This is a genomic window from Terriglobia bacterium (assembly GCA_020072845.1).
Classification (GTDB): Bacteria; Acidobacteriota; Terriglobia; order Terriglobales; family Acidobacteriaceae; genus JAIQGF01.
The window spans coordinates 245,760-262,027 of sequence record JAIQGF010000004.1 but is presented as its reverse complement, the minus strand read 5'-3'; the positions used below and the strand labels follow the sequence as shown (position 1 = coordinate 262,027).

The window sequence follows — 16,268 nt, the reverse complement described above, 5'->3', positions numbered from 1 at the left end:
GGCAGGGTAATTACGGATGGGCACCTCACCAGTGGAAACCCCGAAACCGGGCGGGGACTCAGGGACACACGACCGCCGTGTAGCAATGCGGCAGAACGTCGTGGACTCGCACCTGGTCACCGTCGATCTCGCATTCCAAAGCGGCGCTCTGGTGCTCGACCTGAGCGAACAGGGCATGGGCGTGCAAGCGCTTTCCAGCGCGCCCATGGGCGCCACCACCTCGCTGCAATTCGAATTGCCGGAAACCGGCGGACGTGTGGACGCGGTGGGCAGCATCGCCTGGACCGACAGCTCCGGCCGGCTGGGAATACGGTTCGAGGAAATCGCGGAGTTGGGCCGCGTGCACCTGGCACAATGGCTCTCGCGCGACCGGCGGCCGGCGGTAGCGCCCGGTTTGAACGCGGCGCTGCCGGCCTGGCCTGCGCCGTACACGCGCGATGAAATTGCCGCCCTGCGGCGCGACTTGACGACGGACAAGCTGGAAGGCGACGCGGCGCTGGCGTTGGTCGTCGAACGCGTGCGCAACGTGACCCGGGCGACCGGGGCGGCGATCGCGCTCGAAGACGGCGTCATCGTCGTGTGCCGCGCCAGCAGCGGCAACGCGCCCGCCATCGGCGCCCGGCTGGATCCCAACTCGGGGCTATCGGGAGAATCCATTCGCACCGGCGAGATCGTGCGCTGCCTGGATACGGAGACCGATCCACGGGCCGAGAGGTTGGTCTGCCGCAAACTTGAATTGCGCTCCATGGTGATTGTGCCCGTCCGCGTGCAGGGGCGTCCTGCGGGAGTGCTGGAGGCGTTCTCCTCACGCGCGCACGCGTTCCAGAGCAGCGACGTACTGTTGCTGCGGCGGGTTGCGGACCTGGTGGCGGGAATTGCCGTTCGGCAGCCGGAGCCGGCAGCGTCCTCGATCAGGGGCCCGCAAGCACTGATGGCGGCGGCGACGCTGCAACCGCTGATTGCGGAACCGGGCGTGCAGCCAGAAACCCCGCTGATGATGGAGGACATTCTCACGGTCAAGGAGGGGATTGCTCCTCTGCCTCCGCCGGTGGTGACGAAGCCGGCAACTCCGGCAGGTGCGGGAACGGTGGCGGCGGCGCCATCGTCTTTGCCGCAGCCGCGCACGGGAAACGTGGCGAAGGCGGCGCCGGCAGCTGCGCCCATGCTGTCTCCGCCAATGGCGGCGCCGGTGGATCGTGCCGCGCCGCGTCCGGCTGTGGTCGCGCCCGTGGCGCGTCCCGCACCGGCTCCGCCAGTCGCGGCCCCGGTGGCGCGTCCCGTACCAACGCCGCAAGTCCTCGCTCCGGTGAAGCTCCCCGCGCCGCCTCCGCCCGTTGCGGCGCCGGTGGAAGCTCCCAAGCCAGGTCGTCCGGCAGGAGAAACGGCGGTGGCGCCAGCGTCGGCGCCGGCAATCCGGCAAGAGCTGGCAACCAGGCCAGCGGTAGAAATCCCGGCAACACACAGTTTGGCAGCGCCGCCGGACAAGCTAACGCCCTCGCCGGTGCCGACTGCCGTCATGAGAGCCATGGGCGCGGCCGCGATGGCGGCATCGGCGGCCGCGAGAGATCGCACCGTGCCGCTGGAACCGGAGGAGGATGAAGCCGCCGACATGCTGGGCCCGGCTTCCATGCGCGACGCGATGCTGGCGAACATGCCGGCGCAAATACCGTCGCCGTGGAGACTGAGGCTAACCGGTGCGGGCATTTTGGCGGCGGTGCTGATTGTGGGCGGTTGGCAAGTGTGGCGGGCTATCTCGCCTCCCAGAGGCACGCCCATGGACAGCGAAGTCAGGCTAACCAAGCCCGTAGTCAACAAGCCCTCACCCTTCCCGGCGTCCAGTACTCCCACGGCGCCTCCTCCCGCAGTGGTCCCGATGAATACCGTGCCCGTGGCGAAAAGGCCGATCCCGGCTGGCTCCACGCACGCGACGAAACCGTCCGCGGCGGCGAAAAATGCAGCTGCGCGACCCGTTCCAGCCCCTCGCGAGCCGGTACCAGCGCCGGCGGTGACCGAGGTGGCGAAAGCGGTTCCCGAAGCGCCTCCGGCCATGGGTCTGGGACGTCCGACAGGCTCGTCGGAGATCTCCACTGTGCTGTCAGGACCGGTCGCGCCACCCACCCTCGACAAAACGGCGATACCGGAATTGACCGGAGGCAAGTTGCTGAAACGCTACGAACCGGTTTATCCCGACTCGGCGGTGGGAGTGAATGGCGAGGTCGTGTTGAAAGCCACGATCAGTAAGGAAGGGAAAGTCACGCAAATAAAGGTCGTCAGGGGTGACGCGCTGCTGGCGCAGGCGGCAGCCTCAGCGGTGAAACGCTGGCGCTACGAGCCCTTCCGCCTCAACGGCGTTCCCATCGAAATCGAGAATACGATCGTGGTCAACTTCAAAGCGCCCGGGAAGTAAAGCCAGTCCCAATGTTCGCTATCTCCGATGGTTACCGGCGTTTATGCCGGCGGGCGTTTTGACTTGCGCCGGCCATCCTCCGGATGCACAATTGAAAATTGCCTCCCCGCATGTGCGCGTGCTGCGGGCTGAAGCTTTTGGCTCAGCGGCGCATCTGTAAGGTAGGCATAGAAACAACCAGCGGCTTCAACAACCCCGTAGGTCGGGCCCAGCAACCGGGCAGTGGATCTACTGGAGCCGAAGGATGCTTTCAACATCCCCGTTCCACGCGCTCAACGCGCGGAACTGAAGGCGAGTTCAAAAGTGGCAACCGCAACCAGCTCCAGTTGCAGGCTGGACAGTTATCTTGTCCTGCCGGATTCCTCGATGGACGAGCGCATCGCCGCCGCCAAACAGACGCTGGGCGAAGACTGCGTGGTCCTCGGACACCATTACCAGCGTGACGAAGTCATCCGCTTCGCCGATTACACCGGCGATTCCTACAAGCTTTCCAAAATAGCGGCGCAGGCGCGCGGGCAGTTCATCGTGTTCTGCGGCGTGCATTTCATGGCGGAGAGCGCCGACGTGCTCGGCCGCACCGGCCAGGTGGTCGTGCTCCCGGATCTGAACGCCGGATGCTCCATGGCCGACATGGCCGAAATCACCCAGGTGGAAGACTGCTGGGAACAACTGGCCGGGATGGGCCTGACCAGCGACGCGGGCGACGGCATGACGCCGATCACCTACATGAATTCCACGGCGGCGATCAAGGCGTTTTGCGGCGAGCGCGGCGGCCTGGTGTGCACCTCGTCCAATGCGCGCGGCGCCTTTGACTGGGGATTTGCCAGGAACGAAAAAATCCTCTTCCTGCCCGACCAGCACCTGGGCCGCAACACGGCCGACGCGATGGGAATCCCGCTCAGCGACATGGTCGTCTGGGACCCGTTCCTGCCGCAGGGCGGCTTGAGCAAGAACGAAGACCGGCTGCGCGCCGCCCGAGTGATCCTTTGGAAGGGACACTGCTCAGTGCATCAGCGCTTCCTGCCGGAGCACGTGGATAAAGTGCGCGCCAAGTATCCGGACATTCGAGTCATCGCGCATCCGGAGTGCCGGCTGGAGGTCTGCCGCAAGGCCGACGGGATCGGCTCCACCGAGAAGCTGATCAAGATGGTGGAGCAGGCGTCGGCGGGCTCGAAGTTCGCCATTGGCACCGAGATTCATTTGATCAACCGGCTGGCGAAGGCAGTGGCGCCGGACAAGATGGTGATCACGCTCGACGATTCCGGCTGCCTGTGCACCACCATGTTCCGTATCTCGCCGCAGCATTTGTGCTGGGCGCTGGAGAACCTGGTGGACGGCAACGTGGTGAACCGCATCCAGGTCGCGGACGAGGTGAAGCGCTGGGCGCGAGTGGCACTGGACAGGATGCTAGAAATTCAGTAATTGCGGAATTGCCGAACTGCGGAAATGCGGAATTGGGTCGGACCGCTATTGAAGAAAGCCCGGTAGATTACCGGGCTGATTTTTTTCGATTCGCAATTTCAAATTCCGCAATTCGGCAATCTCCTTACTTGCCGGGCTGGTCGGCATTCTTGTCCACGGTGCGAATGCACTCTTCCAGGATGTCGAGCCCGATATCGGCCTGCTCCCGAGTGATGATCAGCGGCGGGCAGATGCGCACGGAATTCTCTCCGGCGCCCAGGAACAGGCAGCCGCGCTCGAAGGCCAGTTCGACGACCTTGTCGCGAGCCGCTCCGGCGGGCGCTTTGCTTTGCTTGTCGGTGACCAGTTCGACGCCGATCATCAAGCCGCGTCCGCGCACATCGCCAACCATGGCGTACTTTTGCGGCCACGCGCTGATGCGCTGCATGATGTGGCGGCCGATGCTGTCGGCGTTGGCGATTGCCTCGCGCTCCAGAACGTTCATCGTCGCCAAAGCCGCGGCAATGCACACCGGGTTGCCGCCAAAGGTGGAGGCGTGCGAGCCGGGCACCCAGTCCATGATGTCCTGCTTGGTCATCATCACGCTCAGCGGCATGCCGGAGGCGATGCCCTTGGCGATGCAGACGATGTCGGGCTCAACCCCGGCGTGCTGGATCGCCCACCACTTGCCGCTGCGCCCGGAGCCGCACTGCACTTCGTCGGCGACGAGCAGGATGCCGTGCCGGTCGCAGATGCGGCGCAGTTCGACCAGGAACTCCGGCGGCGCGATAACGTAGCCGCCTTCGCCCTGGATGGGTTCCACGAAAATGGCCGCCACTTCCTCCGGAGGAAGCGTGGTCTTCAGCACCTTTTGCTCGATGAAGCGCGCGCACTCCACCGCGTACTCCACTGGGTCCGTGCCTTGGGGCCGGCGGTAGACGTTTGGATAGGGAACGTGGGTCACGCCGGGCATCAGCGGGAAAAAGCGGCGGCGCTGCTGCACCTTCGAGGAGGTCAACGACAGCGCGCCCATGGTGCGGCCGTGGAAGGCGCCGTAGAAGGCGATGATGTTCTGCCGCTTGGTGTGATAGCGCGACAGCTTGATGGCGGCCTCGACCGCCTCCGCGCCGGAATTGCCGTAATAGAAGCGGTGCGGGCCTTTCATGGGCGCGACCGCCGAAAGGCGCTCGGCGAGCGTGATCATGTGCTCGTAATAGAAATCGGTCCCCGACATGTGGATCAATTCCGCCGCCTGCTGCTGGATGGCCGCGACCACCTCCGGATGGCAGTGGCCGGTGGAGGTTACGGCGATGCCGGCAGAGAAGTCCAGGAACTCGTTGCCGTCCACGTCTTCGACGACAACGCCGCGGCCGCGCTTGGCGACCAGCGGATAAGAGCGCGTGTACGACGGCGAGATGTAGGTCTTGTCGCCTTCCAGGATGCGGAGGGCGTTCGGCCCGGGCAGCGTGGTGCGAATGTGGGGTCCGGACGGGATAGTAACTGTGCTCGACATGACTTCCTCCGATGAGTGCTGCGTGGCGAACGAAGCTGGGTTGGTTCGGAGTGGCGAAGGCGGAGGAAAGTCGCTTAGTCGCCGCCAAACAGATTGGGGCGGGAATGGGATGGAACCAGGTTCAGCCCGGCGCGTGGACGAGTCAGGATCATGCGCAAACGGCAGGGCGGCGCGGCCTTGATCTTTCCGTGATGCAGCAGGCGCGACATGAAATTACTCAACAGTATTATAGCCCCGCTGCATGTCTGGCGTAACCCCCGGGACGAAGGGTGAAGTTACGAAAGTGAAGTCGGAATTAAGAAGTCAGAAGTAAATGGCGCCAGCCCCGGCGCGTCAGGGCGATCTGCTATCGTAAGTTTTCACTTCCACTATGCCCCACTCGCGCCAGCACCGCTTTCGCGTCGCCTTTGCGTTTGCGCTGGTGTACGTGTTCTGGGGCTCGACCTACCTCGGCATCGGCATCGCGGTGGAGCACATTCCGCCGCTGTTGATGACCGGCACGCGGTTTCTTATCGCCGGCCTGCTGATGCTCCTCTGGTGCGCGCTCAGCGGCCGCCGCATCCGGGTGACGCTGGGCGAAGGGGTTCGGCTGGGCATCATTGGGGCGCTGTTGCTGACCGTCGCCAACCCCATTCTGGCGCGTGCCGAGGAAGTGGTGCCCACCGGGCTGGCCGCGCTGATCGTTTCCATGACGCCACTGTGGTTCCTGTTGATCGACACCTGGATGTTCCGCGGCGACCACGTTTCGCGCCGCGGAATCGTCGGCCTGCTGTTGGGGATTTGCGGGATTGTGGTGCTGCTGTGGCCCAAGTTGCGCGAGATGTCGTCGAATCCTCTGGACCGGCGCGTGCTGCTGGCCGCCCTTACCCTGCCCGTGGCGTCGTTCGCATGGGCGCTGGGATCGGCGCTCTCCAAGCGCTGGCAGGAGGGCATTGACGCCTTCGCCGCGACCGGATGGCAGATGGCCATCGCCGGCGCGCTGAATCTCACACTCGCGTTTGCCCTGCGCGAGCCGGCGCGCGCTCATTGGACCGCATCGGGCATTGGCGCCATTGCCTACCTGATCGTGTTCGGCTCCTGGGTCGGGTACAGCGCCTACATCTGGCTGCTGCAAAACGTCCCCATGCCCAAGGTGGCTACCTATGCCTACGTCAACCCCGTGGTGGCCGTCTTTCTGGGCTGGCTGGTGCTGCAGGAGACGGTGGATGCCTATATTCTGACCGGCTCCGTGATCATCGTCGCGGCGGTGGCTCTGGTTACCAGCGCCAAGATCAAAACCAAGGCCGGGGCTGACGCACCGGTGGCGCAATTGCCTGCGGTAGAAGGGACGGGAGACTAGGTGCAAGGGCTGGGCCTTTATCCTTTTGTGATACGACGGCCTGGTACTGAAGTAATGTAGGTACTCGCGTTGTTATCTTGCCGCGTCCCACGCACTTTGATACTTTTCAGCAGTTACCTCCCCAGGCACTCCCAGCCGTCTGGCTGCCCAGGCGGGCAGCATGGCCGCGCAGGTTGAAGATGCAGTCAATGCCACAACAGATCGCGTTGGTGGTGGACGATTCCATGCTGATCCGGCATACCGTGTGCCGGTTCCTGGAGCAGCGCGGCTTCTCGGTGGCCTCGGCCGCCAACGGCGTGGAAGCCATGCACATCCTCGCCAGCGTGCTGCCGGACCTGATCGTCACCGACCTGATGATGCCCAAGATGACCGGCAGCGAACTGATTACCGCGGTCAAGGCGAATCCCAGGATGGCGCGCATCCCGCTGGTCGTGTTGGCCGGCCGGCGCAGCGCCAGCGAGATGAAACCCGAAGGCCGCGCCAACTACGTCATCTTCAAGGACATCGACATCGAGGAACAGCTTGGGAAGGCGCTGGAGCTGACGCTGGGCCAAAAGACGGCCGTCACCTAGCTAGCGCAGTTGCAGTCCTGCCTCGGCCGAGAGCTCGGGCTCGGCAAAATCACCAGCGAGAAATTTGGGATACGCCGCGGCGGCGATCATGGCCGCATTGTCGGTGGAGAGCGGGCGGGAAGGGAACAAGACCGGCAGACCTTCCTGCGCCGCCTGCTCCTCAAATCGGCCTCGCAACTCGCTATTGGCGGCCACACCGCCGGTGACGAACAGCGTGGCGGCCTCGTACTCGCGCGCCGCCGCCAGCGTCTTCTCGACCAGGTCCCCGACGACCGCGTTCTGAAACGAAGCCACCAGGTCGAGCGTCATGGGATCGCTGAATCGCAGGACGTCAGCGGCCGCCGGGTGGAGAATTTCAGCCAGCGCCGCCATGCGCGCGTCAATTACGCGCTGCATGTGGTGCGTCTCAACGTAGCGCAAGACTGCGGTCTTGATGCCGCTGAAGGAAAAATCAAATGTGGCACGGGTCTCTGACCCTTGATTTCCCGGGTCGGAGACCCGGGCCACACGATCCTGGCGGTCTCTGTGCTTGATCTGCGCAAAGGTGAATTTCACCGCTTGGGGATTGCCGTGCGCCGCCAGCTGGTTGATGATGGGCCCGCCGGGATAGCCCAGCCCCAGCAGCTTGGCGACTTTATCGAAAGCCTCGCCGGCGGCGTCATCCCGGGTGCGGCCGATGTTCCGGTAAGTCCAGCTCGCGCCGCGCTGCTCGGCCAGATACAGATGCGTGTGCCCGCCTGACACCACCAGCGCGAGCACCGGGAAGCGCATCTCGCGATTACCCTTCTGGCGCTCCTCCAGCAGCACGGCATGAATATGGCCTTCGAGGTGATTGACCGCAATCAGCGGCTTGTCGAGCGCGAACGCCAGCGCCTTGGCGAAGCTGATGCCCACCAGCAGCGCGCCCGCCAGTCCGGGACCGCGCGTGACCGCGATAGCATCCACGGTTTCGTAGTTGCGCCCGGCTTCCGCCAAAGCGGTGCGGACCACGGGAAGGATGGCGCGCAAGTGCTCGCGCGACGCCAATTCCGGCACCACGCCCCCGTAGGGCCGGTGGGTGGCGATCTGCGAGAGCACGACGTTGGAGATGACCTGCTCGCCCGAGCGCACGACAGCCGCTGCGGTCTCGTCGCAGGAGCTCTCGATTCCCAGGATGTAAGCGTCGGGCATGTCTCTATACTAGAGGATCATGCGGCGCAATGGAGCGTTGCATAGGGTCTCTCGGTCTATCAGTCTGTCGGTCGTTGGTTGCCATTCCGACAGACCGAAAGACCGAAAGACCGATAGACCCTTATGTCTGATGCTGCCAAGTCCGCCGCCCTCGAGATCGTGCGCACCCTGCGCGAACGCGGCTACTTGGCGTACCTCGTCGGCGGATGTGTGCGCGACCTGGTGCTGGGACGCGAGCCCGCCGACTACGACGTCTCCACCGACGCCCGTCCCGAAGAGGTCATGCGCATTTTCCCCAAGACCTGGGCGGTTGGAGCGCGGTTTGGTGTCGTGCTGGTCCCCGCTGATTCCGTGGTTGCCGATCACCCGGTCACCCGATCTCCCGATCACCCGACGACGGTCGAGGTGGCCACCTTCCGCTCCGACGGCCTGTACACCGACGGCCGCCATCCCGACCAGGTCACCTACTCGAAGGATCCGCGCGAGGACGTGCAGCGCCGCGATTTCACTATCAACGGACTGCTGCTGGACCCGATCACCAACCAGGTGCTCGACTACGTCGGCGGCCTCGGCGACCTGCACCACCAGCTCATCCGCACCATCGGCGCGCCGGAGAAGCGTTTCACGGAAGACAACCTGCGCATGCTGCGCGCGGTGCGCTTCGCCGCCCGCTTCGGCTACAGGATTGATCCCGACACCCTGCGCGCCATCCAGCAACTGGCGCCGCAGATCGCGCAGGTCAGCCGCGAACGTGTCCGCGACGAGCTTACCAAGATGCTCACCGAGGGCCGCGCGCGCCGCGCCTTCGAGTTGCTGGGCGAAACCGGCCTGCTGCATGAGGTCCTGCCGGAAGTGGAAAGGATGAAAGGCGTGGAGCAGCCGCCGGAGTTTCATCCCGAGGGCGATGTCTGGGTGCACACGCTGCTGATGCTGGAAATGCTGCCGCCCAATACGTCGCCGACGCTCGCCTGGGGCGCGCTGCTGCACGATGTCGGCAAGCCGCCGACGTTTCGCGTGGCGCCGGATCGCATCCGCTTCGACCATCACGTGGAGGTCGGCGTTGCCATGGCGGAAGACATCGCGCGCCGCCTGCGCATGTCCAGCGACGACACCCGCCAGATCGCCGTGCTCGTCGGCCAGCATATGCGCTTTGCCGACGCACTGGACATGAAGCCCTCAACCCTCAAGCGTTTCATGCGGCAGCCGGAGTTCGCCGAGCACCTGGAGATGCATCGCATTGACTGCCTTGCCAGCCACGGCGACCTTGGCATCTACGAATTTCTGCGGCAGAAAATTGAGCAGACTCCGCCGGAACAGATCCGGCCGCAGCCGCTGCTCACCGGCCACGACCTGCTGGCCATGGGTTACCCTCCCGGGCCCAGGTTCCGGGAAATTCTCTCCGCGGTGGAGGACGCGCAGTTGGAAGGAAGCGCCACCAGCCGCGAACAGGCGGTGGAACTGGTGCGGCGCGAGTTTCCGCTGTCGCAGACCGGCTAGTGGGGCTCCAGCCAGGTGTAGACCAGCAGGGACAGCATTACCAGCAGGGCAAAGCTGATGTAGTCCCAGATGCGGGTTTCGTTCAGCGGCGTTCGCGGATCGTGAGCGCGGGTGCTTGGCATGGCCCACCCCCCGCGATCATCGTGGCCCAGGTGCGTCGCCGCCACAATCTTACTTTAGACGCAGTACCGGCTCATTGGGCATTGACCGAAAGTAAGCAGCACGGCGTAGGTGTGGCAATAAAAAGGCACGGCGCGGGCCGTGCCATCACCTCGGATTGCCGGCCACGCCGCTCCTCCCCCAAGTTGCGGCGCTGCCGGCCAGTCCGATTCAGTTGTTTTCTACCGGGGCGTGAGCCACAAACACGCCATCGCCGAAAGACCCAGGAACAGGGCAACGGTTAGGAGATCCCACACACGAGTGTCGATCGCTTCTGCCCGGGTCGGTGGCTTGTGCGTATGGTTCATGGGTCCGCCCCCCGCAACGCATCCTACGCCGCAGGAAAAATCGCGCAAATTACGGGGGTAATCACCGGCGCGTGACGAGTGGTAGAATCCATGGTCTTGATTTGCGGGGAGGAGGCTGGATGGAGCGCGCACGCGATGGATTGCAGAAGATCGTCGTGGACGCTATCCGTCGCGCCCCGGCGGGGGAAGCGGCGATCCTGGGATGGCCGCTGGCCTGCGGCGCCGCCGTTGCCGCCCGTACCCGGGCCCTCAGCTACGCCGATGGCGTGCTCAACGTCGAGGTGCCCGATGCCCTGTGGCACAACGAGTTGGTCAACCTTGTGCCCAGGTATCTCGCCACGCTCAACCAATTCGCCAAGGTCAGGCGCATCGAGTTCGTGACTGCAAAGGAATCCGGTGTTGCCAAGCGCACCAGCAGTTGACCGGATCTGACAACCGATGACCGATAACCGACAACCGATAACCGAGCAAGACGTCCTCTACGTCGCCGAACTGGCCAACCTGGAGCTCACCGCCGACGAGCGCGCGCGCATGGTCAAGGACCTGAACTCGATTCTCGACTATGTCGATTGCCTGAACGAGCTCGACACGTCCAACGTCGAGCCGATGGCGCAGACCTCCGACCGCTACGGCATTGACGAGAGCAAGAGCGGCACGGCGCGCTTCGCCTACGCCATGCGCGAGGACAGAACAAAACCATCGTTGCCGCGCGAGGTGGTGATGGAGAACGCGCCGGAAACGGATGGCGCGTTCTTTAAGGTTCCAAAAGTTATTGAAAGATGAGCCTGGTGCAAAGCGGTTGGAAATTGCGACACCACATAAACGCGGGTCCGGTGATCCTGGGTTTTCTGATAGCCGTGCTGTTGTCACAACCGGCGGCAATGAGCGCGCGCGGCAAGCGGGGATCTATAGTGCATGTGTACGTAGATTCTGAAGGCGCGCTGCACCTGGTTGATGCTGCGGGACACGACACGAAAGCCAGCAGAGAGAAAGACCAGGTCGCATTCAGCTCACCTCAGGTCGCCGGCGATGATCAGACCGTCGGGTGGCTAGCTGAATTTCCAAACTGCTGTACCTCCTATCCAATCCCGCTGACGCTCGTGATCTACAGGGACGGAAAAATCATCCAGCGACTCAAACCCGGCTTGATGATCGTTGATTGGCGCTTTCGGATGGAAGGAAAGCAGGTGGCATTCTGTACGAACACCGTCCATGGAAATTCCGCGCCCCACTGCGAGTTGCACGATGTCAGCTCCGCGAAGCTCCTGGAGCAGTTCGACGGAGACACTGGAGAACGCTCGCGTGCATGGATGGACGGTTTAGTCACCGATTAGAATTTCATGAATATTGACCTCCTCACCATCGCCTCCGCCCGCACCGCCGTTCTGGAGCGGCAGACCTCGGCTGTCGCATTGGCCGAGAGCTTCTATAAGAAAATCGAAGCCACCGACGAGAAGATCGGCGCCTACCTGACGCTGACCCGCGAGCGCGCGCTCGAGAAAGCGGCGCAGATTGACGCCATCGCCGACAAGGGTGATCCGTTGCCGCCGCTGGCCGGCGTGCCCATCGCCATTAAGGACGTGATGGTGGTGCGCGGCGTGCGCTCCACCGCCGGCTCCAAGATCCTGAGCAATTTTGTTGCGCCCTACAACTGCACCGCGGTCGCGCGTCTGGAAGCCGCCGGCGCGGTCGTGCTCGGCAAGACCAACTGCGACGAGTTCGCCATGGGCTCGTCCAACGAAAACTCTGGCTACTACCCGGTGCACAATCCGCGCGATCTGGCGCGCGTGCCCGGCGGTTCCTCGGGCGGCTCGGCGGCAGCGGTGGCGGCGGGTATGTCGGTGGCCGCGCTCGGCTCCGATACCGGCGGCTCCATTCGCCAGCCGGCTTCGTTCTGCGGCGTGGTAGGACTGATGCCGACCTACGGCCGCGTCTCGCGCTATGGCCTGATCGCCTTCGCCTCCTCGCTCGACCACATCGGCCCGCTCACCAAGACCGTCAAAGATGCGGCCATCCTGCTGAAGCACATTGCGGGACGCGACCCGCTGGATTCCACCTCCGCCGAAGTCCCGGTGCCGAATTACGAGCAGGAAATCGAAAAGCCGGTGCGCGGACTCAGGATCGGCGTACCAACAGAATATTTCGGCGAAGGACTCGATCCCGAAGTTCGCGCCGCCGTGGAAGCGGCGATTCAGACGATGGCGCAGATCGGATGCGAGATCGTGCCCATCTCGCTGCCGCATACGCGCTACGCCATCCCGACTTACTACGTGATCGCCACCGCGGAGGCGTCGTCCAACCTGGCGCGCTTCGATGGCGTGCGTTACGGCTATCGCTCGCCACAGGCGCGCACGCTGGCGGAGATGTACCGCCTGTCGCGCGACCAGGGCTTCGGCGCCGAGGTCAAACGGCGCATCGTGCTCGGCACCTACGTGCTCAGCGCCGGCTATTACGACGCCTACTACCTGAAAGCGCAGCGCGTGCGCACGCTGCTGGCGCGCGATTTCGAACAGGCCTTCCAGCGCGTGGACGCCATCGTCACGCCCACTTCGCCCACGCCGGCGTTCAAGCTGGGCGAAAAATCGGACGATCCTCTTTCCATGTACCTTGCCGACATCTACACCGTCACCGCAGACCTGGCCGGCGTGCCGGGCATCAGCGTGCCCTGCGGCGAGTCGCGCGACCGCCTGCCGATCGGCCTGCAGATTCTCGGCCGGCACTTCGACGAATCTACCGTGATTCGCCTTGCCCACGCCTACGAGCACGCCCGCTAGAATCGGGTGATCTGGTGATCGGATGATCTGGTGATCGGCGATTCGGTTTTTCGATCACCCGATCACCAGGAACCCCGTGCCTCCGTGGTGATCTGGTTCACGTCTGACCCGCTTCCGTTCCGTGGTAGGCTGCAACCACGAACCCGGAATGACCACCCAGAGTGAATCGTTGGAATCCGCGCCATCCCAAGCAGGCTTGCGTGTGCCGCCCGGGCGTGCCTGGCTGCGCTCTCCGGCATTGTGGCTGGTGGTGCTCGCCTTCGCGGTGCGCATCGGTTTCATGCTGGCGGCGCACACCTATCTGTTCGAACGCTATCGGGCTGACGAATACTCGTACTTCAACGAAACCACCAACATCGCCCGTTCCATTGCCGAAGGCCGCGGCTTCAGCTCTCCCTTCGGCGCTGCTGATACCGGGCCGACATCGTGGGTTGCGCCGGTCTATCCGTATCTGTGCGCGCTGTTCTTTGCCTGGTTCGGTGTTTTCAGCACCAATGCGGCGGTGGCGTTGCTCATTTTGCAGAGCCTGATTTCCGCGCTGACCTGCCTTCCGATCCTGGGGATTGCCGCGCGTACCGTCGGACGCTGCGCCGGATTCGTGGCGGCGCTGCTCTGGGCGGGGTTCCCGTGGTTCAGCAAGTGGGCCGTAAGCTGGGTGTGGGAGATCTCGCTCAGCACGTTATTGTTCACCTGCCTGTTCTGGTACGCGCTGCGGCTGTCGGAGCCCGCCTCCGGCAAACTGTGGCTTGGGTTTGGGGCGCTTTGGGGAATTGCGTTGCTGGTGAACCCGGTGCTGCTGCCGCTGCTGCCGGCATCGCTGGTGTGGTGCGGATTTCAAATCCATCGCGCCGGCGGGAAATGGGTCAAGCCCGCGCTGTTGGCGCTAGCTGCGTGCCTCCTGGTGATCTCGCCGTGGCTGGTGCGCAACCGGGTGGTCTTCGGGCAATGGGCGTTCCTGCGCAGCAACTTCGGTTTCGAATTCTGGCTGGGAAACGCGCGCTACGCCTCGCCGCGAGGGTGGAATGGCCAGCATCCCGCCGGCAACCCTGACGAACTCGCGCGCTATCGGGCCATGGGCGAACCGGCGTACGTGAGCTGGAAATTGCAGGACGCGCTCGTGTGGGTGCGGCAATCCCCGTGGGGGTTCGTAAAGCTGACCGCCCGCCGCGCGGCGTATTTCTGGGACGGCAGCGCCATGGGGTACCGCCCGGCCATGGCCCGCTATTGGCTGCCGTGGAGTTTTGCCGCGTTCAGTTTTCTGACCCTGTCCGCCATGCTGATGGCGCACCGGCGACGGCTGCGCGCCTGGCCGCTGTTTTTCGCCTCCCTGCTGCTGTATCCCCTGCCCTACTACCTGACGTACAACCAGGTTCGCTATCGCCACGTGCTGGAGCCGCTTATGCTGCTGCTGCTGTGCTATGCCGTGGTCGAGATGTTTACGGCGCGACCTTCAGCGGCGCCGTGATGCTCCCCAGCCTTCCGGTGAGGTTGTCGCGCACCACCAGACGCACGGCGTACTCGCCGGGCTTGAGGTCGAGATCGCCCACGTAAGTGACGCCGTACGTCTTCACCTTTTGCTGGGCTTCCGACTTGAGAACGGTGCGAAACGTCCGCGATGATCGCCCGGCGATGCTGCCGTCCGCACCCGTGGCTACTGCTAGAAAATCCAGGTCGAGGGCATTGCGATCATCCTCGCCGGCCAATCCTGCGGCAGGCGGAATGGATATCTCGAAGGCAATCTTCTGTGTCGCACCCGACGCCACCGCGTCCTTCCATTTCATGATGATCGGCAAGCCGGTGTATTCGAAGGGCGACGCGATGGCAAGGTTCTCGTTGGCCTGACGCAACGCAAGAGTGTCTTCCTTTCCGTTCGGCACGAAAAATCCTTTGCGCGCTCGCGTGGTCGCATTCGTTCGCTTTACTGTGACCTCGATCTTGTGCCAGCCCGGCTTCAAGTTGTTGCGGTCCAGGTAAAAGCTCAGCATGTAGTAGCGCGTCGAATCGGCCGCCGCGCGCTCTAACAGCTTGGCGATATCGTTGTTGTTATAGAACGCCTTGCCGCCGGTCACATCGGCGAAATCGTTGAATACGAAATGATTGCTCGGCAGATCCGTCGGCCCATTGATCCCGCCCCTCATCATGCGGTCGAAAACGTCGGAGCCCGGTCCAAGGTAGACGGAAGAATTGGCTGCAAAGTCGTAGTTCAGCAGTCCCCGAACGTCCACCGGGTAAACAGCAACATTGGCGTCCGCTAGCGCCTGCATGGCCCGTCCGTAGTCCTCCTGCGTGACGCGCGCGAGTACCACATTGCCTTGATTGGTGATGAAAGGAATATCTCCCGTAATCCAGATCAGCACCTTCCGCCCCGGCAGCCCGGCTACCCACATCGCGATGTGCTGCAGGGAATCCAGGGTAGCTTTGACGTCGAGCTCCAACCGGCCGGTATTGACTCGCGCGATCGCAGTGTCCATTTGTGCGTGTGCCTGCGCGATCATCCCGGCGATGCCCGCGGCCTCCGTCTGCACTTTTTCTTCCTCAGCCCGCGACAGCACTTGACTTGCCGACCCTGCCACTATCGCGGCCGTCGTTGATTCCGTCGCGCGTTGCAACGCCGCGTTCAGTACCACGGGAGAAGTCGTGAAAGTGTGCAGCAGGCGTACGCGCCCACGTTCGATGGTCACCAGGCCGACCAGTTGGTTAGGGCGGATTTGCGTGGCCAGGTATTTCAGGGCCGCCTTTCGAGCCGTGTCCAGATCGAGTTGCGGCGTGTTGATGAGGTCGAGGGCGATGATCACCAGTTCCTTTGCCTGTTGCGGGCTGGAGAATTGGTTGGTGAAAACGGATTCGGGCATCATGACCGGCAACGGCGTTGTCGTGTCGGCCGTGATTTCCTCCACCGAAGCAATGCGTTGCGCCTCGCGATCCTTGCGCAGAACGAAATCCTTGGCGGTCAGCCCGGGAACGTGATTGCCGTGCTTATCGCGCACAATCACCGGCACCAGCACCAAATCGGCGCGGCTCTTGAAGGTGGGCGTCGTTGGCGGCGTTTGTCCGCCAACCAGAGGCGCAACGGCGACTAGGCAAGCGGCGAGCGCGAAGCAGGAGAGTGCGTTGCGCATCGGGCACTT

The 16,268-nt window shown here is 63.7% G+C and carries 13 protein-coding genes; 10 read left to right on the top strand and 3 right to left on the bottom strand.

Translation table 11 applies throughout. The annotated features are described in order from the left end of the window. Positions 1-85 precede the first annotated feature (85 nt). Entirely contained in the window at positions 86-2,407 is a 2,322-nt protein-coding gene (locus tag LAN70_04470) for a TonB family protein (protein MBZ5510405.1), read from the top strand. Positions 2,408-2,710: 303 nt separating this feature from the next. Continuing rightward, the gene (nadA, locus tag LAN70_04465; GenBank protein ID MBZ5510404.1) at positions 2,711-3,829 is read left to right on the top strand and encodes a quinolinate synthase NadA; all 1,119 of its coding nucleotides are present in this window, start codon (positions 2,711-2,713) and stop codon (positions 3,827-3,829) included. A gap of 124 nt (positions 3,830-3,953) precedes the next feature. Here nadA and LAN70_04460 read toward each other — a convergent pair whose 3' ends face one another. Then, positions 3,954-5,321, bottom strand: coding sequence for an acetyl ornithine aminotransferase family protein (locus LAN70_04460; GenBank protein MBZ5510403.1), 1,368 nt, complete (start codon positions 5,319-5,321; stop codon positions 3,954-3,956). Between the two features lie 370 nt (positions 5,322-5,691). Here LAN70_04460 and LAN70_04455 point away from each other — a divergent pair, with 370 nt between their 5' ends. Next, the gene (locus LAN70_04455) at positions 5,692-6,660 is read left to right on the top strand and encodes an EamA family transporter (protein MBZ5510402.1); all 969 of its coding nucleotides are present in this window, start codon (positions 5,692-5,694) and stop codon (positions 6,658-6,660) included. A 188-nt stretch (positions 6,661-6,848) separates the two neighbouring features. Next, positions 6,849-7,232 carry a response regulator gene (locus tag LAN70_04450; protein MBZ5510401.1) on the top strand — a complete coding sequence of 128 codons (384 nt, stop codon included), beginning with the start codon at positions 6,849-6,851 and terminating at the stop codon, positions 7,230-7,232. Here LAN70_04450 and tsaD read toward each other — a convergent pair whose 3' ends face one another. Continuing rightward, on the bottom strand, positions 7,233-8,402 hold the full coding sequence (gene tsaD, locus LAN70_04445; protein MBZ5510400.1) for a tRNA (adenosine(37)-N6)-threonylcarbamoyltransferase complex transferase subunit TsaD: 1,170 nt from the start codon (positions 8,400-8,402) through the stop codon (positions 7,233-7,235). A 123-nt stretch (positions 8,403-8,525) separates the two neighbouring features. Between tsaD and LAN70_04440 the strand changes: the two genes are divergently transcribed. The 6 genes from LAN70_04440 to LAN70_04415 all read left to right on the top strand — a co-directional run bounded on the left by LAN70_04440 (position 8,526) and on the right by LAN70_04415 (position 14,605). Beyond that, positions 8,526-9,899: a CCA tRNA nucleotidyltransferase gene (locus LAN70_04440; GenBank protein MBZ5510399.1), complete on the top strand. Its 1,374-nt coding sequence runs from the start codon at positions 8,526-8,528 to the stop codon at positions 9,897-9,899. Between the two features lie 586 nt (positions 9,900-10,485). After that, the gene (locus tag LAN70_04435) at positions 10,486-10,788 is read left to right on the top strand and encodes a DUF721 domain-containing protein (protein ID MBZ5510398.1); all 303 of its coding nucleotides are present in this window, start codon (positions 10,486-10,488) and stop codon (positions 10,786-10,788) included. Between the two features lie 16 nt (positions 10,789-10,804). Further along, entirely contained in the window at positions 10,805-11,149 is a 345-nt protein-coding gene (gatC, locus tag LAN70_04430; GenBank protein MBZ5510397.1) for an Asp-tRNA(Asn)/Glu-tRNA(Gln) amidotransferase subunit GatC, read from the top strand. Continuing rightward, a complete protein-coding gene (locus LAN70_04425) occupies positions 11,146-11,700 on the top strand; it encodes a hypothetical protein (GenBank protein ID MBZ5510396.1) in 555 nt (184 codons plus the stop codon). The genes gatC and LAN70_04425 overlap by 4 nt, the downstream gene beginning before the upstream one ends. A gap of 6 nt (positions 11,701-11,706) precedes the next feature. Continuing rightward, a complete protein-coding gene (gene gatA, locus LAN70_04420; protein ID MBZ5510395.1) occupies positions 11,707-13,140 on the top strand; it encodes an Asp-tRNA(Asn)/Glu-tRNA(Gln) amidotransferase subunit GatA in 1,434 nt (477 codons plus the stop codon). Between the two features lie 148 nt (positions 13,141-13,288). Beyond that, the gene (locus LAN70_04415) at positions 13,289-14,605 is read left to right on the top strand and encodes a glycosyltransferase family 39 protein (GenBank protein MBZ5510394.1); all 1,317 of its coding nucleotides are present in this window, start codon (positions 13,289-13,291) and stop codon (positions 14,603-14,605) included. On the opposite strand, the gene LAN70_04410 is transcribed toward LAN70_04415, so the two are convergent. Then, positions 14,577-16,259 (bottom strand): VWA domain-containing protein, encoded by a 1,683-nt coding sequence (locus LAN70_04410; protein ID MBZ5510393.1) that lies wholly within the window; start codon positions 16,257-16,259, stop codon positions 14,577-14,579. The genes LAN70_04415 and LAN70_04410 overlap by 29 nt on opposite strands. Positions 16,260-16,268 lie beyond the last annotated feature (9 nt).